The 17,611-nt window shown below is 66.1% G+C and carries 16 protein-coding genes; 11 read left to right on the plus strand and 5 right to left on the minus strand.

Annotation, left to right across the window (positions count from 1 at the left end; translation table 11 throughout):
- Positions 1-21: 21 nt before the first annotated feature.
- Positions 22-393 (minus strand): GIY-YIG nuclease family protein, encoded by a 372-nt coding sequence (locus tag ACQEXA_RS35885; RefSeq protein WP_433132097.1) that lies wholly within the window; start codon positions 391-393, stop codon positions 22-24.
- Positions 394-985: 592 nt separating this feature from the next.
- Here ACQEXA_RS35885 and ACQEXA_RS35890 point away from each other — a divergent pair.
- From ACQEXA_RS35890 to ACQEXA_RS35905, 4 genes are all read left to right on the plus strand, one after another.
- Positions 986-2,464: an RNA-directed DNA polymerase gene (locus ACQEXA_RS35890; RefSeq protein ID WP_433132100.1), complete on the plus strand. Its 1,479-nt coding sequence runs from the start codon at positions 986-988 to the stop codon at positions 2,462-2,464.
- Between the two features lie 92 nt (positions 2,465-2,556).
- Positions 2,557-3,264: a hypothetical protein gene (locus ACQEXA_RS35895; protein ID WP_433132103.1), complete on the plus strand. Its 708-nt coding sequence runs from the start codon at positions 2,557-2,559 to the stop codon at positions 3,262-3,264.
- A gap of 629 nt (positions 3,265-3,893) precedes the next feature.
- Positions 3,894-5,129 (plus strand): helix-turn-helix domain-containing protein, encoded by a 1,236-nt coding sequence (locus tag ACQEXA_RS35900; RefSeq protein ID WP_433132105.1) that lies wholly within the window; start codon positions 3,894-3,896, stop codon positions 5,127-5,129.
- Positions 5,126-5,689, plus strand: coding sequence for a flavoprotein (locus ACQEXA_RS35905; RefSeq protein ID WP_433132108.1), 564 nt, complete (start codon positions 5,126-5,128; stop codon positions 5,687-5,689). The genes ACQEXA_RS35900 and ACQEXA_RS35905 overlap by 4 nt, the downstream gene beginning before the upstream one ends.
- A 216-nt stretch (positions 5,690-5,905) precedes the next feature.
- Here ACQEXA_RS35905 and ACQEXA_RS35910 read toward each other — a convergent pair whose 3' ends face one another.
- Positions 5,906-6,301 carry a GntR family transcriptional regulator gene (locus ACQEXA_RS35910; RefSeq protein WP_433132110.1) on the minus strand — a complete coding sequence of 132 codons (396 nt, stop codon included), beginning with the start codon at positions 6,299-6,301 and terminating at the stop codon, positions 5,906-5,908.
- A 164-nt stretch (positions 6,302-6,465) separates the two neighbouring features.
- Here ACQEXA_RS35910 and ACQEXA_RS35915 point away from each other — a divergent pair, with 164 nt between their 5' ends.
- The 4 genes from ACQEXA_RS35915 (at position 6,466) to ACQEXA_RS35930 (ending at position 9,046) form a co-directional block, all read left to right on the plus strand.
- Positions 6,466-6,756 (plus strand): hypothetical protein, encoded by a 291-nt coding sequence (locus ACQEXA_RS35915; protein WP_433132112.1) that lies wholly within the window; start codon positions 6,466-6,468, stop codon positions 6,754-6,756.
- Positions 6,753-6,899 carry a hypothetical protein gene (locus ACQEXA_RS35920; RefSeq protein ID WP_433132114.1) on the plus strand — a complete coding sequence of 49 codons (147 nt, stop codon included), beginning with the start codon at positions 6,753-6,755 and terminating at the stop codon, positions 6,897-6,899. Before ACQEXA_RS35915 ends, ACQEXA_RS35920 begins: the two co-directional genes overlap by 4 nt.
- Positions 6,896-7,894, plus strand: a complete 999-nt coding sequence (locus ACQEXA_RS35925; protein WP_433132116.1) for a DUF2637 domain-containing protein — start codon at positions 6,896-6,898, stop codon at positions 7,892-7,894. Before ACQEXA_RS35920 ends, ACQEXA_RS35925 begins: the two co-directional genes overlap by 4 nt.
- A 345-nt stretch (positions 7,895-8,239) precedes the next feature.
- On the plus strand, positions 8,240-9,046 hold the full coding sequence (locus ACQEXA_RS35930; RefSeq protein WP_433130730.1) for an acyl-CoA thioester hydrolase/BAAT C-terminal domain-containing protein: 807 nt from the start codon (positions 8,240-8,242) through the stop codon (positions 9,044-9,046).
- A gap of 1 nt (position 9,047) precedes the next feature.
- On the opposite strand, the gene ACQEXA_RS35935 is transcribed toward ACQEXA_RS35930, so the two are convergent.
- The 3 genes from ACQEXA_RS35935 to ACQEXA_RS35945 form a co-directional block, all read right to left on the minus strand.
- A complete protein-coding gene (locus ACQEXA_RS35935; RefSeq protein WP_432920441.1) occupies positions 9,048-10,469 on the minus strand; it encodes an IS4 family transposase in 1,422 nt (473 codons plus the stop codon).
- 208 nt (positions 10,470-10,677) lie between these two features.
- On the minus strand, positions 10,678-13,089 hold the full coding sequence (locus tag ACQEXA_RS35940) for a tyrosine-type recombinase/integrase (protein ID WP_433130732.1): 2,412 nt from the start codon (positions 13,087-13,089) through the stop codon (positions 10,678-10,680).
- The gene (locus ACQEXA_RS35945) at positions 13,086-14,339 is read right to left on the minus strand and encodes a tyrosine-type recombinase/integrase (RefSeq protein ID WP_433130734.1); all 1,254 of its coding nucleotides are present in this window, start codon (positions 14,337-14,339) and stop codon (positions 13,086-13,088) included. Before ACQEXA_RS35945 ends, ACQEXA_RS35940 begins: the two co-directional genes overlap by 4 nt.
- Positions 14,340-14,363: 24 nt before the next feature.
- On the opposite strand from ACQEXA_RS35945, the gene ACQEXA_RS35950 reads away from it, so the two are divergent.
- From ACQEXA_RS35950 to ACQEXA_RS35960, 3 genes are all read left to right on the plus strand, one after another.
- Entirely contained in the window at positions 14,364-14,885 is a 522-nt protein-coding gene (locus tag ACQEXA_RS35950; protein WP_433132118.1) for a GGDEF domain-containing protein, read from the plus strand.
- Complete coding sequence (locus ACQEXA_RS35955; RefSeq protein WP_433132120.1) at positions 14,885-15,271, plus strand: RRQRL motif-containing zinc-binding protein; 387 nt, start codon at positions 14,885-14,887, stop codon at positions 15,269-15,271. The genes ACQEXA_RS35950 and ACQEXA_RS35955 overlap by 1 nt, the downstream gene beginning before the upstream one ends.
- 78 nt (positions 15,272-15,349) lie before the next feature.
- Complete coding sequence (locus ACQEXA_RS35960; protein ID WP_433132122.1) at positions 15,350-17,581, plus strand: cell division protein FtsK; 2,232 nt, start codon at positions 15,350-15,352, stop codon at positions 17,579-17,581.
- The last annotated feature ends 30 nt before the right edge of the window (positions 17,582-17,611 follow it).

Consider the following 17,611-nt stretch of genomic DNA (forward strand, 5'->3'; position numbering starts at 1 on the left):
CCCGGCGGCCCGCTCGGCGGCCTACGAGCTGATGGGCAACTCCCGCGCTCGTTGGCGAGCCTGGGCCCGTAGCTCCTTCAAGCGGCTGTGGAACGCGTTGTGGCGGTTCTGGTCGAGGTTCAGCGGGAGGTCGAGTCGGGAGATGAGCTGTGACTCCAGGTCCCACGGTTCGTTCTGCTCAATCCAGCACACCCGCGCGTTGTCCGCCATCCACTGGCTCAGGGCGGCTTCGCCGGCCTTGCCGAAGGTCATCCGCTTGCCGCTGCCCACGCGGCGCAGCTCAAGTCCGAGCAGACATCCGAGGGTAAACCGCAGCGTCGAGCCGGCCGCGTTGCCCCGGTAGTGGTAGCGCACCCGCTTGCGCAGGTTCTGCGTGCTGGTTCGGTTCGCCATGTACCGCGGGGCTATCCCGACGTAGAGCAGGCGCCCAGCGTCCAGGTCCTGGTATGGCGACTGCTTGAAGTGCCACCCGTAGACCCCTGCCGCCGCCGGAACAGGGCTGGGACGCACCAAGACCTCTGGCGCCGACCACAACCGATCGGGACTAACGAGAGCGGTAGCTTCCACGAACCCTCCAGGCGTGCCACGGGTGATCGTCGCAGGCTACTGGTCGAAGCTGACAGAAGGCCCCTCGCTGCGTAGCCACGTACATCAGCTTGGGAAGCTTGGGTTTCTGAGGGCTATTAGTGCGCTGACCTGCGTCCGAGCGGTCCTAGAGCGCTGGGCGCACTCGGGGCTAGTCCCTGCTGTCCCCCGTGGTTCCCCGCAGGATCTGGCACGCCAATGGCACGACCCTTTGCTTTGTCGCCCCTCCGGGCTGTGTCTCGAGCATGGAGGTCTGAGCCTTAGCTCACGACAGTCAGCCACGGTGGCTGTCCAACCGCGACCCCTATCGGTCGGCTAGGTGACTGTCCAGAGCACTAATGCTTGGCTACGCTTGCTCTGCAAGCACTGGGGATGCTGATACGGGGGGCGAAAGCACACGATGAGGCGCCGCCCCTTCTTGACCTATCTTGACGAGGCATGGACCCGTCTCCTCCATGGACGAGGAAGGTCAGAGATACCAGACATAATAAATTGGGCTGACATTAATTCGTCTTGGGGGGAGGTGCGAAAGAAAGTTGTCTCTTCGCTTCGAGATGGCGACGTTGGGCCTGATTATATAGAAATTCTAGACTTGCCCAAAAATTCTGTCGCTGTGCGCCCTATCGCGCGTCTCGCAGTACACGATCGACTCGTTTACGACACTCTCGTGTTTTCTATTGCCGAGTTGGTTGAGGCTCAGCTTCACAGCAGTGTACATAGTGCCCGGTGGGGTGATAATGGGAAGGCGTTTTGGTCGCCTATCAATAATTGGGTGTCTATGCAAAAACAGGGCGTTCGCATGATGGCGAAGGCCCCGTATCAGTTGGCTCGAACGGACGTTGTTTCTTTCTATGAGCACATAGATGCCGGCACATTGGCGATCGACATTCAGTCCGCTGGAGCGACGCGTTGGGTGACAGAACATCTTATTCGATACATTCGAGTGTTCCAATCGTCAAGTCACGCATGGGGCATACCTCAGGGGCCTGACTCATCGGCGATCCTAGCCAATCTCTACCTGCTTCCAGTTGATGAGTTTGTGCACAGATCGGGTCTAGATTATCTGCGCTACTCGGACGATATGATGCTGTTTGACACAGAGAGGGAGTCACTTCGTAACGCACTGCTAGAGATTAATTCGATATTGCGCTCGCGTCGCCTAACCATGTCCACTACCAAGACTCATATATACGACTCGGCACAGGCACTTTCACAGCTTGAGAGCTTGGAAAAAGATGCTATCAACTATGGGATAAAGATTGGTGAGACTGGAGCAGGCGAGAGACTTTACAAACTCTTCTCGGAGGCTACTGCTGCTGAACAGATAGACCGTGACGTTAAGTTTGCGCTATTTCGCATGGGTAATGTCAAGGACGATAGAGCGCTCGGATGGACATTGCGAAACTTGAAGGAGAGTCACCATCTGGCCAGTGAGCTCTTGAGGTATCTGGAGTGCTTCCCTGAAAGGCGCTTGGGGATACACAGGGCCTACATATCGACTATGCGGCTCGTCGAGGATCACAAGTATGATCACCTGGAGCAGCGCATTCTTCAATCGGCGATTCGGATGAGACTTCGCTCTGCGAAGATTCGCGACAGGGCATGGGCCATCTTGCAGGATAAGAACAAGCCAAGTTTGCCGCGCGAGTTTGCCGCTCGTTATCTCGGCAGAGTGAGCAGCATTGCTGACGGCCAGTTGTTGCGCCGACAGTTCGAGAATGAGCCCGATGGTAATGTCAGGCGAGCCTTGCTGGTCGCCATGTATGAAGCGCATTCAGTTTCGCGCATCTTGCTAGAACGACATGCAAACTCTAATACGCAACTCACGTGGGTAAGTCGGTATCTGCTAACGAACCCTCGCGTTCCACTGCCTCGGTAGGAGAAGCCTTGCTGCGACTGGTCGTATACACTGCCCTAGCCATATCCGCTGTCGTTGCTAGCTTCTTCATCTCTAATTCCACAGTCGTCAACATGACCGCTGGTCTAGGGGTCGGACTCTTCATTCCTGTAATCGATGAAGTGGCACAAAATTGGGGCAACATTCGACACTTGTGGTACTCGCTACGGTACAGGAATCGCCCAATCCGGGTTTCTACTTCGTATCTATTCAAGATTTACCTAGACGGCAAATACCTCCTTGTCAGGGGGTCGAGATATCCCAACCAATTCCAGCCAGTTGGAGGTGTGCACAAGGTTACTCCGCAAGGCAATTCCATTCTTTCCGCTATGGGGGTAACGGACGACAGCTTGGTTCCTCTTGATGCCGTCAGCTATGGTGATCTACGTGTGCGCATTCCCGGAAAGAAGATCTTCAGTTTCTTCCGATGGTTCGATACGAGAACTGGTCGCGAGGACTCGCCTTGGCGAGAATTTCAGGAAGAATTGCTTGCGACTGGAATTTTGCCGCAAGGCGAGTTTCCGCACATCATGCACAACTACCTCAGGCGAGAAGTCGATCCAATCCGCTACAGTGATTGGGCGGATTCGCTGGAAATTTTGGTTCGTGATATTTATGAACTAGTGCCGAGTCAAGAACAGGAAACGGCTTTGAGACAACTGGCGGCAGCGGGTCACCCGGACGTCATTTGGGTGACCTCTGAGCAAATCAATCGTCGCGGTGCTGTCCCTGGGCAGCCGCATACGGTCGAAGTTTCGGCACACAGCAAGGCGGTGCTGTAGCAAGGTCGGTGGAGCGGCTTTGGGGCCATGATCTTCGAGGCTCGCGCAAAAGTGGCTCCGTAAAGCCGTGGAGTCGACCGCCCCAGCCACGACGTACCCCTTCTCTGGCATCAGGCGACTGATTGCCATCAGCGCGGCACGGGCGGCGGCCGGGCTGGAGCGGGGCGAAGACAGGAGCGCAGGCCCGGCCGGGGGCCGTGCCGCGCGCGGTGAGCGGAGCGAGCCGCCTTGATGAGGTAGGGAAAGTCTCACGCCGGCTACTCACCCCTCGCGAGGTGATGCAGATCGGAATCGCCTCAGGCTCCTGCGCCCGTTGAGGAGGTCGGCTTCGCCGACGGGCTGCAACACGAAGTAGCCCCCGGGGTGTTGCAGCCGTCTGTGACCGGACAGCCCGGACACCGGCGCTTTGAGCTGTCCGGTCCGTTTGTGCAGGTGAGAGCCATTAGCGGACAGCCGGACAGTACGGACACCTGATGCGGGCTCCTCGGGACCCGGACAATCCGTCCGGGTCCCGTCCTCTTTAGTGCCGCACGCTGGGTATGGCGGTACGAGTTAAGCCCGCTTACCCGTTCTCTGCCGCGTCAGTACCGTGAAGGACGCCCCTACTCAGCAGCCGGAGGCAACGGCCCATGCGTGGTCTTGGAGATCACCTCAGCATCGGCGAGCGCATCGCGTTCTACCGGAAGCGCCGCGGCTATACCCAGGAGGTGCTGGCCGGCCTGGTCGGTCGTAGTACGGACTGGCTCGCGAAGATCGAGACAGGGCGTAGGAAGCCGCCCCGCATCGACATGCTTGCCGAGCTGTCGCGCATCCTGCGCGTGCCTCTCGGTGACCTGCTCGGTCAGACCGTTCTCATGGACGATGAGCGGCAACAGGACGACGTCCCCGCTGTGCGCGACGCCCTCATGAGCCCGCGTCGGCTCTCACGCCTGCTGTTCGGTCCCGAAGCTGAAGCTCAGCTTCCGACTCCCGCCCCCGTAGCCGTACGGGTTGAACAGGCATGGAACGACTACCAGGGCGGACGACTCGGCAGCGTCATCGCCGCTCTCCCCGCACTACTGCAGACCGCACAAGAGCTGGAGGATCGGGCGGCGCGCCGGGGCGACGAGCGTAGCGATTGCTGGGCGGTATCCGCCCGTACGCACCACCTTGCCGCTACCACGCTCGCGAAGATCGGTGAGTCAGACATCTCTTGGCTCGCTGCCGAGCGCGCGATGCGCGCCGCTGACGAGTCGGACGACCCGCTCGTGTTGGCGTCCGCCGCACGCTCCGGTACGCATGCCCTGCTGGCCAACGGGGGCTATGACGACGCCTTGGAGCTGGGGAACACGGCAGCCACGTGGCTGGCGTCTCAGGTCACCGATAGCAACCCGGCCGCGCTCAGTCTGCTGGGGATGATCCATCTGCGTGCGGCCGTCGCAGCGGCTCGCCACCAGGACCGGCCCACCGCGACCGCGCTGTTGGACCGAGCTAAAGAACTGGCGGATGACCTTGGGTCGGATGAGAACTACTGGCAGACCGGATTCGGGCCGACGAACGTACTGCTCCATCGCCTGTCCATTGAACTGGACCTTGACAAGGTCTCCTACGTGGTGGAGCACGGTCGGATCAACGTCGACCACATGCCGCAGGAACGCAGCGTCTCGCACCGCATCGACTTTGCGCGTGCTCTGTCGCTGGCCGGGCAGGGGGATGAGGCGTTCTCGGAGCTGCGTACGGCTGAGCGCACCTCGCCGCAGCTGGTACGCAACAATCCCAGGGTGCGTGAGACGCTGCGAGATCTCATCAAGCAGTCTCCGGTGACCGGCGGCTCGCGTTCGTCCGAGGTGTTCGCGATGGCTCAGCGGTGCAGGGCGGTGCGGTGAATTCAGGCAAGCGTGGGGTGCTCGGAGTCGTCGGGTCGGCGGCCGGGGGCGTCGAGGCGTTGCGCACCGGCCTCGTTGAGCCCGCGATGGACCGGGGATGGCGGGTGGCCGTCACGCTGACGCCGACCGCAGGTCAGTGGCTGCGGATGAGCGGCGAGACTGAGCGACTGGAGAAGCTCACTGGTCTGCCCGTGCGTGACGAACCGCGGCTTCCGAGGGAGGCTCGCCCGCATCCGCCGGTTGACTGTTACGTGGTCGCGCCCGCGTCGGCCAACATGGTTGCCAAGCTCGCTACTGGGGTGATGGACAACCAGGCTCTGACGCAGGTCGGTGAGGCTATCGGCACCCTTGGTCTCCCGGTTGTCGTTTTCCCGCGGGTGAATGCGGCGCACGCTCGCCACCCTGCGTGGCAAGGCCATATCGACGCCCTTCGGGCTGGGGGAGTGCACCTGGTCTACGGGCCGGTCGTGTGGCCGCTGTACGAGCCGAGGGAGGCGACGGCGGGGCGTGAACTGCCCTGGGGGCCGGTACTGGACGCTGTGGACGGGGCGGCCGGGTGATGGACCGTCAACTTACTTGATCTGTAAGGAAAGAGGACCCGGACAGTCTGTCCGGGTCCTCTGCCGCTTCCGGCCGCATCCTCATTGGCATGTCAGGGAGCAATGAGCGAAGCGGCGAGCCAGGAGGGCTGACCCCCTTAGAACTCGCCGCGATCGAAGCGAGTCTGAGCGAGGCGCGTGCCGAGGCCGAACGGCTGCTGAGGCGCGCGGACGATCTCACCGCGAGGGTGGAGTCCCGTTGCCGACGATCTGCTCAAGACGGTCCAGCCGCTCGCCGAGCACACGAAGAGCGTCATGAATCGAGCTGAGTTCTACTGCCAGGGCAGTGAATGCAGGGCTGCTGCCCGGTTCGGTGCCGAGCGGCGCAGACGGGTCGCGGACGAACGTCCCACGGCCCTGCTGGGTGAGAATCAGCCCCTCGTCACGGAGCTGGCCGTACGCGCCCTGCACGGTCATGAGCTGCACGCCAAGCTCCTTGGCGAGCTTGCGAGCCGCAGGCAGCTGGTCTCCCGGTTCGTACTCACGGTTCGGGCCTGTGATCTTCGCGCGGAATCCCGCAGCGATGTCCTTGGCCGTGGGCGCCTGCCTGGGCGCTTCTGAGCTCTGCTCCATGGGTCCGAGAGTAGCCGGACCTAGGTCGATCTCTGATCTCCCGTAGAGCTTCTTGACAGTCGGAGTGACCTAGGTCAATCTGAAAGTGCTGCGGTGCCGGGACTCCCCAGCAAGGTCGCCCGCCGTCGCGGTTCTCCCTGTCCCGTCGATTCAGGAGAACGTCCATGCGCACGTACATCGGCCGCCAACAGGCCATCTCCGCAGCGGATTTTGCGGAACTTGCCCTCGGTACCCCGGTTGAGCTGTGGCTCGGGGTCGAGGGCGAGACGGAGGAGGAGCGTGCGGCGCGTCTGGACGCGGCGCGCGACATCCTCGCCGAGAACCCCGGGATGCCCGATGACCTGATTCGTATCGCGGCTGAGGTCGTCGAGGCGCACCCGGAACTGTTCGACGTCGTCCCGCTGGTCCGACTCGCGGGCCGTCGCGGTTCGGTGCGGCAGGGGGTGGCGGCATGAGCGAGAGCGTCGACCACCAGGACCGCATGTTCCTGGAGAGCGAAGCCGTCTATCAGCGGATTGTGGACGGCCAGGTCAGTGACGTGGAAGCCGAGCTGATGGATGCCCAGCTTCAGGCCTCGGAGGAGGCCGAGACGTCATGACCACCACGACTGAGGTCACCGGTCGGCCGGCGGTGCCGCCGCTGACGAAACCCGAAACGGCCTTGGCAGGACTGGGCGCGTTGGCCGCGGCCGGAGTCGGGGCGCTGGGGCTGATCGCCTCGTTCGACGCGGTCTCCGCTGCCGCCGCACGGTGGGGGTTCGGCGCGCCGTGGATGCTGCCGGTCGGGATCGATGTGGCCATTCCGGTGTTCACCGTGGCCAACCTGCTGCTGATCCGGATGGATATGGCGCTGGCGTGGGTGCGGTTCGTGCCGTGGACGCTGACGCTGGTCACCTGCGGGCTGAACGTGGCGGCCGGGCACTCGCTATGGGCGCAGGTGGCGCACGGCACGATGCCGCTGCTGTGGGTGGTGTTCTCCGAGATCGGCGCCCACGTCTATGCCGTACGGATCGGCGCTGCGACCGGCCGACGGATGGAGAAGGTGCGGTTATCCCGCTGGATGCTTGCTCCGGTCTCGACGTTCGGCCTGTGGCGACGGATGACGCTGTGGGAGATCACCTCGTACTCCGAGGCGCTTAAGCGGGAGCGCGAACGGCAGTTGGCCCGCGCTCGGCTCCGGGAGCGGCACGGCTGGCGGTGGCGGTCGAAGACCCCGCGCCCGGAACGCGTGCTGCTGAAGCTGGGCGATCTGGCGCCGACGAGCGAGGACGTGCCCCCCGAGCCGGGGCAGCAGGCGGAGGAGTCGAAGCCGGAGGTGCCCGCGGCGCCGCGCAAGCGCCCGTCCCGTACCAAGGGCAAGGCCAAGACTGCCAAGGCGCCGCGGACCCCGACGGAGCTGCTCGCCGAGGCGCGTGAGGCCACGGCCGGCTGGGCCGATGACGCGATCAACGCGGAAGCCATCCGGACCACGCTGCACTGCTCTGCCGCCAACTCCCGCGCGCTGCGGGACCTGCTGCTGAGCGAACGGGCCGAGGGGCGCCGCCTGCACTCCGTCGGCAGCGACGATGAGGAGACCGAGGGGGCGGCGGCATGAACACCCTGGTGACCATGCTGGCCGGGGCGGCTCCGGTTGCCTCCGGCTGGATGGCCCACACGTTATGGCTGCGTCGGCGTCTGAACGTGGCCCGCCGCGACCCGCTGACCGGGCTGCGGACACGCGAGGCGTTCACCCGTCGCGCCACCGCGCTGCTGCGGGACCCGCGGGCGGTCGTGGTGCTGGCCGACGTCGACCGCTTTTCCCGGACTAACTCAGGTGGCGTGTGGGGCGTCATGATGGAGACCTCCATGCGAGTGGAGGCGGGGCGCGGTGGCTTTGGTAGGTGGCCGCGCCCCGCGTGCTGGACGGGGGTTGTGAGAGTTGTGGAGGTGGGAAGAGCGCGTGGACATCACGGAGCACGAGCTGGCCGATCCGTGGGAAGGGCTTCTCGTCGCTCCTGCTCATGGCAGTGACGTCGGAGTGCTGGTCCTGGCAGGATCCAGCGGGCGCATTGACCGCGAACGAGCGCGCATCCTGGCTCAGCAAGGAGTCACTGCCTTGGCGATCCGCTGGTTCGGTGGGCCAGCGCAGAGCCCGGGAATTTGCGAAGTCCCCTTGGAGACCTTCACCATCGCCGTCGACGTCCTTCAACGTGAGGGAGCGCGACGCATCGGAATTCTTGGTGTCTCCAAGGGAGCTGAAGCAGCATTGCTCACGGCGGTGCACGACTCACGCGTGGACATGGTCGTCGCGTTGTCGCCCACCTCGCGGGTCTGGTGCAACGTCGGTCCAGGCCGTGACGGAGCGCATCACCCGTATCGCTCGTGCTGGACGTGGCAGGGGCGGCCGCTGCCTTTTGTCCCGATGGACGACTCGTGGTCTTCCCCGGAGCCGGACAGCGGGCCCGTCGCCATCCGCGGGTGGTACGAACTCAGTGAACGGACCTTCGTTCACCTCCTTCCGCCAGCAGAGATTCCCGTGGAGGCTGCCAGAGCCGACCTGCTGCTGATTGCAGGCGGCGACGACGCGATGTGGCCGTCGCTGCCTTTCGCCGAACAACTGGCGCAACGCCGGCGCTCGGCCGGAGCTACTGTGCGTGTGATCGCGCGCGACGATGCCGGGCACCGGCCGCGCCTTCCTGGGGAGAGTCCCGCCTCAGCGTCCCCGCACTTTCAGTACGGAGGCACGCCTGAAGCCAACGTCGCTTGATTTAGGCAGCTGATGCCATCTGTCGAGGCGGAGGCGACGTCTCGTCATATGTGGTGATCTGCGGGATGGCTGGGCTGTTCGGTGGTGCGGGGCGTTGGTCTTGGGGGAAGAGCTGGAGCTCGATGGTGTGGGTGACGTGGGTGGTGGCCGGTTCGTCGGGTCGCAGGCTGCGGTAGCCGGTGCCGCTGCGCTTGGTGGCGCGGGGTGCGGCGCGTCCGGGGCGGGGCTTGACGGCCTCGCGGATCAGGTCGTCCTGGACGTCACGGACCTTGGCGGTCAGCTGGCGAGGGGAAAAGTCCGCGCCGACGGAGCGTCGGGCGGCGGCGAGGGTCTGCTTGAAGCTGATGTGCGAGACGGGGAGGTGGGCGCGGTGGGCGGAATCGGCGGCCAGCTGGTGGAGGGCCTGGTAGACGCACAGCATGGCCCACAGTTCCTGCTCGACCATGGCGGGGCTGTTCGAGCGGAGGGTGGCGGTTCGCCCGCCGCGCTGCTCGATTTTGATGTGTTTGAAGATCGTTTCGCTGGTCCAGCGCGCCGTGTACAGCTCCGCCAGCTCGCGGGCGGGCGCCGAGGCCGGGTCGAGCAGCGTGGTGATCAGACAGAACAGCTCGGAGGTCTCCCCGCTCGCCCCGTCCTTATCGAGGGTGGTGGTCAGCACCGTGTACTCGATCACCCGCACCGTGATCCGCGCCCCGCGCGGGCCGTTGAGGTGGGAGAGGTAGGTGCCGTCCGACAGGACGTGATCCACCGGCAAGGTGAAGGAGTCCGAGACGCGCCAAAGGAGTTGGGCGCCCCTGTCCGCGGCGGCCTGCCACAGGCCGAAGGCGGGAAAGCCTCGGTCGGCCATCACGAGCATCCCCGTGTGCAGGTGCACCAGCAGGCGCCGTGCCAGGGTCCGCTCACCCACCGCGAAGGAGTCGAAGACCGCGCCGATCATCGCCTTGGTGCCGCACTCCACCAGTGCCAGCAGCCGTACCTGCGGATACGGACCGGGCCGGCCTCCGTTGGAGGCGCGGGTGTAGGCGGCGGCGTTCGCCTCGCTGTCCGGCACGTCGAGCAGGGAGCCATCCAGGGAAGCCAGGCGCAGGCCACGCCAGAAGGCACCGGGGGTGGCCGGACTCCCGCTCGCCCCTGCGACCCGGTCGAACAACAACCGGAGCGGACCGGGCCCCACTCGCTGGCGGGCCAACGTCAGTGAGCCCGTGCCGGCCGGCCGCCACTCCTCACCCCGTCGACGCGGCCAATGCTCCACCAACTCCCGCAGCACCAGCCCGTATCCGTTTCCCGTGAACAGCCACATCGTGAGCACGAAGTACACCACCAGCCGCGACGGCAAGGACCGAGTCCGCTCCTCCCGCGCCCCAGCCTCGTCAACCACAAAGTCAACCAACTCGGGCGTAAAGGTCCGCGACAGCAGCCCCATCCGGATCCGCTCCGGGTACGTCTCACCAGCTATGTGACCCCTCGACACAAGAGCGAGATGATAGGCGATCTTAGACTATCCAAGCGACGTTGCGCCTGAAGCTGACGCGCTCCTCGGCAAGGCTGCGTGGCCTCATATCCTTGACGGACTCGCTGGCGGGAGCCCATCCGTGCTTAGCGGCTGCGGATGAGCGGCCGATGCGTCTTGGTCACGAGGTCCCCTTTCGGTTTCTGATCTGCGGGATCCCGAGATCAGCGATGTGGGTTGAGCTGCGCGTAGCAGCCCGGTCCAGGGCGGCCAGCTTCTTGCCTGCGGCTTCGAGGCTGACCTGGAGTCCTTCCGCTTCGCCGAGCCAGCCGTTCGACTTGGCCTCTTTAATACGGTCGTTGAGGCTGTGGGTGATCTCGATCAGTCGCTGTCGTTGTCTTGGGTCGATCCGCAGCATCGGGCAGCGAACACAGGCGTGCTCGTGTTTGCAGGGAGTCCCGTAGGGACGTCCGCAGGTGCCCAACTCGACTTTGCGAAGCGCGAAATGCTGCTGGAACTCGCGCCATTCCTCATCGGTCGGGTCCCGGTACTCAGCCTCAGGCCGAAGGCTGCGCCGCTGTGCGAGGAAGGACCGGTAGGAGCGGATGAGGTCGTCCTGGAACACGGCGAGGTATGCCTGCGTGGTCGCCAAGTCCTCGTGTCCCAGAAGGCGGGCAGCGATGTGGACGGGGAGTCCTCCGGTGACCGCCTCGGTCGCGAACATCCTGCGGAAGTCGTGGGCGGTGAACTTCAGCGGTTCACCGGCCGCATCACACAGTCCGGTGCGGGCGAGGGCGGCGTCCAGGAGGTCTTGGACGGTGCCGGGGGAGATCACTTCGTTGCGGTGACCGCGCGGGCGTCGTTGGAAGAGGTGGGGCAGTATCGGGCCGAAGGCCCGTTCATGGGTGTCGTATCGGCTGGTCATCGGGATCGTGCCGCCGTTGGTGTTGCGCAGGCGCGTGATGATCGTGGCCAGGACGCTGGCCAGTTCCGGGCTGACCAGCAGCAGCCGTTCCTGGTTGTTCTTCGACGGCACGATCTGCAGGAGTGGGACCAGCTCGCCGCTGTCAGCCATGCGGTAGGAGACGAGAGAGAGGTGGGTGATCTCCAGGAGCTCTTCGCGCCGGATTCCGGTGTGGCGAAGAGTTTCGATGACGGCCCAGGACCAGAACGCCTCATCCTCATGCTGGTTCAGGTCGATGGTCTCGCCGGTGCCGGGGTCCTCGACGAGAACCACCTCGGTGCGGGCCCGCTTCTCGGACTTCAGATGGGTCTTGTAGATCACGCGGCGATAGGCGACCCCAGCGTGCTCGAACGTCTCCCCGACGGCCGTGGCCTTCGCCGCAGCCAGAAGAGTCTCCTGGTCACGACGGTGGCGTTCGGCCGTCTCGGCCAGCACCGGCAGTTGCGGCAGCCGCTCGCGGACCCGCTGGTGCATCTTCGCGATGGTGCTGCGGCGTTGCTTTTGCAGGCCGTCGGTCTCACCGCGACGCACCGGGCTGGGCACTGCGTGCGGCGCCCAGGACGGGTCATCCAGGGCCCACTCCTGAAGGTCCAGGTAGAAGCTGCGGACCTCGACCAGGATGAGCAGGTAGGACTTGCGCCGCCGGGGTGCAGACCGGCGCTTGGTGACGTACTTCAATCGCTCCTTCCAGGCCGTCGCGACCTCTTCGGGCAGGTGCAGGCTGGCGACGTCGGGATGGTGTTCTTCGATGTCGGACCAGAAGGAACCCACGAGGTGGCCGATCAGGGCGACGAAGGAGGGATAGTCCAGGCTCGGTCGGCGCTCGTCGAGGTAGCGGATCAGCACGTCCCGCACTTCTCGGCAGCGCAGCTGGTAGCGGTCGACGAGTTCCTGGGTCGGCCGTTGTCCTTGGTGGCAGAACTCCTTGAAGCTGACGTTCGCCGGCAGGACGTCGACGCTTCGCAGCAGATCCCAGGCTGGGAAGATGCCAGGCGGGACCCGGTTTTCCCGGTTCAGACCCCAAGTGCGGAAGTGTTCGAAGTCCTCGCCGGACAGCTGGTCGAAGTTCTTTCCCGTGTGCAGGACCATCTTGGCCAGCACCTTTATGCCCTGTTCGAGACGTCGCGAGGGCATGCCGGCCGCAGCCGACCGCCTGAGCATCTCTGCGACCAGGTCCGGCTGGACAGTGCGCTGTACTTCCTGAAACAGGCAGCCAGAGCTGAATGCCGTCAGGAAGTCGTAGTCGGGTAGCACGACTCGGTTCAGCAAGAGACTGATCGCTCCGAGTCGGGACAGGGCTCGCCGCCGGTCAACACCCGCGGAATAGCCTTCGGGCAACGTGTTGAGCCAGTCCAGCCTGCGGTCGGCGCCGGCGGCGATCCACCGCCGCTGCCATCCGTCGCCCGGCTGCTTGTTCAGCCAGTCGAGGATGCCCTGGGCTCCGAGTTTCAGGTCACGCAGCCGATCCTCCGAGTAGCCGATGCGTTTGCCGTGTGTGGTCAGCAGCGGCAGAAGGCCCGAAGGGGTGAGATCGTCGTTCGGGCCCGTGCGCGGCGTCTCCGGCGCCGAAGTGGTGCCGGTGCCCTCGGACCGGGGTGCGGGAAGTGACACGGTGGTTGTGTCGGTCATCGCGGGATACCTCCCAGCAGCACCGCCAGGTCGTCCGCGTCGTAGCCAACGGCGCCGTGGTCTGCTGCCGTCTCCGCTGCCGGTTCTGCCTGGTCGGCGAGGTATTGATGGACCCGGCGCAGGACCTCCTGGTCGTCTTCGACAAGGTAGATCTGGGTGGTGGTCAAGTGCGCATGTCCGAGGATCACTTGGACGTCCCGCAGGGACAGCCGCTGGGAGCGGACCATGCGCAGGGCGCTGGTGTGCCTCAGGTCGTGCATTGTCCAGTTCGTGCCCAGCGCCTCGTTCGCGCGCCGCAGTACCGCCCGCAGCGCGTCGTAGGTGAGCGGCCGACGCTCCAGCACATCCCCTGACCGCTCCCGGCGCCGCAGCGTCCACCAGACCGGCTCATCCGGACCCAGCGGGCCAAGTTCCTCCAGGTAGAGCCGCAGCCAGATGAACGACTCGGCGCTGGCCGGCAGCCACTGCTGCATGCCGCTGCCCTTGCGGCGGACCTGGGCCAGCTGATCACCCCAGTCCAGATCGGTGCCCCGCAGACCCAGGAGCTCACTTGCGCGGGCGGCTGTACTGACCGCGAGCGCGAGGATCGCACGGTCCCGGTTCGAGCGCATCGCCGCGAACAGCTCGATCCACCGCTCATCCGGCATGGCCCGGGGCCGCTGCCGGGGCAGCTTCGGGTTGTAGCGAAGCCGCCCCTCCGCCCGGAACGGCTCCAGCGGGTTGTGATGCGCGTTCGCCCGCCGACCCCGGCTCCGATCCCGTCGAACCGGGTTGACCAGCGGGCCGTCACCCGCGTCGATGACGAACTCGTAGAAGCACCGCAGCACCGCGTTGCTGTGCCGGATCGTCCGCGCACTGTAGCGGTCTCCCGGGTACTGCTTCCGCGTCACTGGGTTGACCTGACCCGCCGTCGCAGCCGACCTCGTCCTCGGCAAGCGCCGCTGCTTCTCCGCCTGCCCCATCCACAGCACGAAGTCGCGGACCTCGGCGGAGGTCACCTTGTCCCAGGGCACGTCGATAGCCTGGAGGAAGCGCCACCATCGGTACAGGTCAAAGGCGTAGCTGCGGACACTGCCCGCAGAATGGCCGCGGGCCAGAAAGTCGCGCAGGAACCGACGGATCGGCTCCACCGGCTGACCCCGCTGGTCCAGGACCATGTACGGGATCACGTCGCCAGTCGGTACGACGCGCCCCCATCGTGGAAGCAGAATCGCCCGCAGATCGCGGTGAACGTCGGGGGACAAAGACATACAACCTCTCCTCCAGTTGGCTGTATGTCTCGTACCGGTCGCCATCCCACCGCGACCTCCGACACACCGACTTGGCCTGCGGTAGTCCGGTCAACATGGTTCAAGCAGATCAACGACACCTTCGGCCACGCGGCCGGGGACGCGCTCCTGAAGGCGACCGCGGACCGGCTCGCCTGCCACGTTGGCCGGTCTGGGGTGGCCGGGCGGCTCGGGGGCGATGAGTTCGCGGCCCTCCTGCTCGACGACCACGGCACCGCTGCCGACCTGCTCGCCGTGCTGCACGGCGTGCTCGCCCGCCCGGTCGAGGGCCAGGACGCGGCCGTACGGACCACGGTCTCTCTCGGCTGGGTGCGCGCCGCTGATTTCCCCGGCGACGACTTCTCGGGGCTGCTTCGGCGGGCCGATGAGGCGATGTACGCGGCCAAACAGGCTCGCGCCGGAACCCGACGTGCCGGGCTGGGGCGGCTGTTCGCCACCGTCACCGGACGCCGCGCGGGCCGCCCCGGCGCCCGCCCCGAAGCTCCGGTCGTGGGGGTGGCGGCCTGATGTCCTCCTTGCTCGGCGCGTGCTACGACCCCACCGGCGCCCGGTACGGCGTGCCCACCTACCCATGGCGCTTTGCACCGGTCGGCTACGCCACCCGCCGGCAGCTGCGCGCCCGCGGACTGCGGCCCGGCGGACAGCCGGTCGCTGCCCAGGTGATGCGCTACCACCGGGGCCGCAAGTCCGGTGCCCAGGTCGCCTACCTCTACCGCGTCGACCGCGCGAAACCGGTCCGGCCGATGACCTCCCGCAAGTGGGGAGCGCTCGCCCTGGCAATGCTCGCCCGCCGCACCTGCCCGCAATGCCGGATCACTTACAGCTACTGCATCCCGACCTCGCTCGGGATGTGCGTCCCCTGCGCCTACCCCGACGAACAGCGCGCCGTCTGAACAGCTACGGGGCCCGGTCTCGAACCGACCAAAGCAGCGGCCGGGCCCCGCATCCCTCCCAGAGAGAAGGAACCCTCAGTGAAGCACCCCGACGACGACAGCGAACTCTTCAACCGACTCGAAGCCGAGATGACAACCGACTCCGGGGGTGACGTGGTCGACCTCGACAAGGCGCGGTCGGCCCGCACGGAGTCGGCCGACGAGACAGCCGGAGCTGACGCCGACTGGTCGCCCGACCCGGAGTCCGGTCGGTCGGGTGTCGAGTCGGCCGACCCGACCGTGCGCGTGATGGTCGACCAGCCGACCCCGATGGCCACCGGTCCGGGCTACCTCGGTCGGCTCGCCGGGGCCCGACGACACCCGGTCATCCCGGTGTGGCTGCGGTCGACCGCGGAACTGCGGATCGCATCTTCGTGGGTGGCCCGCCACTACGCCCACGCGGCCGGGTACCACGCGCTGCGCGCGCCGGTCTACGCCGCCCGCCTCGCCCTGCAAGCCCCGACCGGCACCGCCCGGTTCGTAGGCGGCACCCTGCGCTGGCTGGCCGACCGTGAGGGCGAGCCGGTCCGACTCGCCGCGGTCCGGCGCGAGGATGCCGCGGAGTACCTGAAGCTGTCGCGGCAGCGCGACGGACGGGTCCGACTGCGGACGCTTGTCATGGTGCTGGCCCTGTTCGTCGGGCTGGGCGCCGCGCTCGCCAACTACGTGCTCGCCCCCGCTTGGCTTCAGGCCCTGTCGGTGGGTGCGATCGTGTTGGCGCTCGGTGCCGCCGGGCGCAAGGCGGATGATCCCGTTATCCACAGGGCTGTGGAAATGCCGAAGGCGACCAAGCTGACTAGCGACATTGTGCTGCGGGCGCTCGGATCCCTGGGGATACCCGCGATCAATCAGGCGCAGGCCAAGGGCATGGACGGGTTCGAGTTCACCGCCCCGATCACCCGCGACGGGCCGGGTTGGCGGGCGGAGGGCAACCTCCCTTACGGCGTGACGGTGACCGACGTGATCGAGCGCCGCGAACGCCTCGCGTCGGGCTTGCGCCGGCCGTTGGGCTGTGTGTGGCCGGAGGCCGTCTCCGACGAGCACACCGGGCGCCTGGTGCTGTGGGTCGGTGACCAGGACCTCAAGTCCGCGCCCAAGCCGGTATGGCCGCTGCTGAAGTCCGGCACCGTGGACCTGTTCAAGGCCACCCCGTACGGCACTGACCAGCGCGGACGCTGGATCTCGGTCACGCTGATGTTCATCGCCGGGGTGATCGGCGCGATCCCCCGCATGGGCAAGACGTTCCTGCTGCGGCTGCTGTTGCTGATCGCCGCGCTTGATCCGCGCGCTGAGCTGCACACCTACGACATGAAGGGCACCGGCGACCTCGATCCGGTCGGCGAGGCCGTCTCCCACCGGCACGGCGTCAGCGAGGAAGACGAGACCATCCAGTACGCGCTGGGCGACTTCCGCGCCCTGCGCGAGGAACTCCGGCGGCGCACCAAGGTGATCCGCTCCCTGCCCCGGGACATCTGCCCCGAGTCAAAGGTGACCAGCCAACTCGCCGACAAGCGCTCCCTCGGTCTGCACCCGATCGTGATCGGGGTGGACGAGTGCCAGGTGCTGTTCGAACACGACGAGCACGGCAAGGAGTTCGAGGCGATCGCCACCGACCTGGTCAAGCGCGGCCCCGCCACCGGGATCGTGCTCCTGCTCGCCACGCAGCGGCCGGACGCCAAGTCGCTGCCCACCGGCATCAGCGCCAACGCCGGGGCCCGCTGGTGCCTGAAGGTCATGGGCCAGACCGAGAACGACATGGTGCTCGGCACGAGCAGCTACAAGCGCGGCGTGCGGGCCACGATGTTCGCCTGGGGAGACAAGGGCCTGCACTACTTCGTCGGCGAGGGCGCCGACGCCCGGATCGTCTACGGCACCTTCATTGACGCGCCCGGCGCCGTGGCCGTCGCCGCCCGGGCCCGCACGATGCGGGAGAAGGCAGGACTCCTGTCCGGCTACGCCCTCGGGGAGGCACCCGAGCAGGTCACCGGCCCGTCCTACGACCTGCTCGCGGATGTCGCGGCCGTGGTGCCGGAGAAGGAGGAGCGGGTGTGGAACGAGCGGATCGCCGTCCGCCTCGCCGAACTCCGGCCCGAGGTCTACGGCGGGTGGAAGGGCGAGAACGTCACCAGCGCGCTCAAGCCGCACGGCATCAAGACCCGCGACGTAGCCGGCACCACGGACGACGGCACCCGCACCACCCGGCGGGGCATCGTCCGCGCAGATCTCCTGAGGGCGATTGCGGAGCGTAACGAAAAGCCGGGCGCCGCATAGCCCCGCACCGGTGCTACCGGTAGCACCCAA

It is taken from the genome of Streptomyces sp. CA-106110 (genome assembly GCF_050936285.1).
Classification (GTDB): domain Bacteria; phylum Actinomycetota; class Actinomycetes; order Streptomycetales; family Streptomycetaceae; genus Streptomyces.

What these genes read in the sequence shown, in the direction of transcription:
- ACQEXA_RS35885 (WP_433132097.1), bottom strand. Translation starts at nt 393, where the DNA reads ATGGCGAACCGAACCAGCACGCAGAACCTGCGCAAGCGGGTGCGCTAC.
- ACQEXA_RS35890 (WP_433132100.1), top strand. Translation starts at nt 986, where the DNA reads ATGAGGCGCCGCCCCTTCTTGACCTATCTTGACGAGGCATGGACCCGT.
- ACQEXA_RS35895 (WP_433132103.1), top strand. Translation starts at nt 2,557, where the DNA reads ATGACCGCTGGTCTAGGGGTCGGACTCTTCATTCCTGTAATCGATGAA.
- ACQEXA_RS35900 (WP_433132105.1), top strand. Translation starts at nt 3,894, where the DNA reads ATGCGTGGTCTTGGAGATCACCTCAGCATCGGCGAGCGCATCGCGTTC.
- ACQEXA_RS35910 (WP_433132110.1), bottom strand. Translation starts at nt 6,301, where the DNA reads ATGGAGCAGAGCTCAGAAGCGCCCAGGCAGGCGCCCACGGCCAAGGAC.
- ACQEXA_RS35915 (WP_433132112.1), top strand. Translation starts at nt 6,466, where the DNA reads ATGCGCACGTACATCGGCCGCCAACAGGCCATCTCCGCAGCGGATTTT.
- ACQEXA_RS35920 (WP_433132114.1), top strand. Translation starts at nt 6,753, where the DNA reads ATGAGCGAGAGCGTCGACCACCAGGACCGCATGTTCCTGGAGAGCGAA.
- ACQEXA_RS35925 (WP_433132116.1), top strand. Translation starts at nt 6,896, where the DNA reads ATGACCACCACGACTGAGGTCACCGGTCGGCCGGCGGTGCCGCCGCTG.
- ACQEXA_RS35935 (WP_432920441.1), bottom strand. Translation starts at nt 10,469, where the DNA reads ATGGGGCTGCTGTCGCGGACCTTTACGCCCGAGTTGGTTGACTTTGTG.
- ACQEXA_RS35940 (WP_433130732.1), bottom strand. Translation starts at nt 13,089, where the DNA reads ATGACCGACACAACCACCGTGTCACTTCCCGCACCCCGGTCCGAGGGC.
- ACQEXA_RS35945 (WP_433130734.1), bottom strand. Translation starts at nt 14,339, where the DNA reads ATGTCTTTGTCCCCCGACGTTCACCGCGATCTGCGGGCGATTCTGCTT.
- ACQEXA_RS35950 (WP_433132118.1), top strand. Translation starts at nt 14,364, where the DNA reads ATGTCTCGTACCGGTCGCCATCCCACCGCGACCTCCGACACACCGACT.
- ACQEXA_RS35955 (WP_433132120.1), top strand. Translation starts at nt 14,885, where the DNA reads ATGTCCTCCTTGCTCGGCGCGTGCTACGACCCCACCGGCGCCCGGTAC.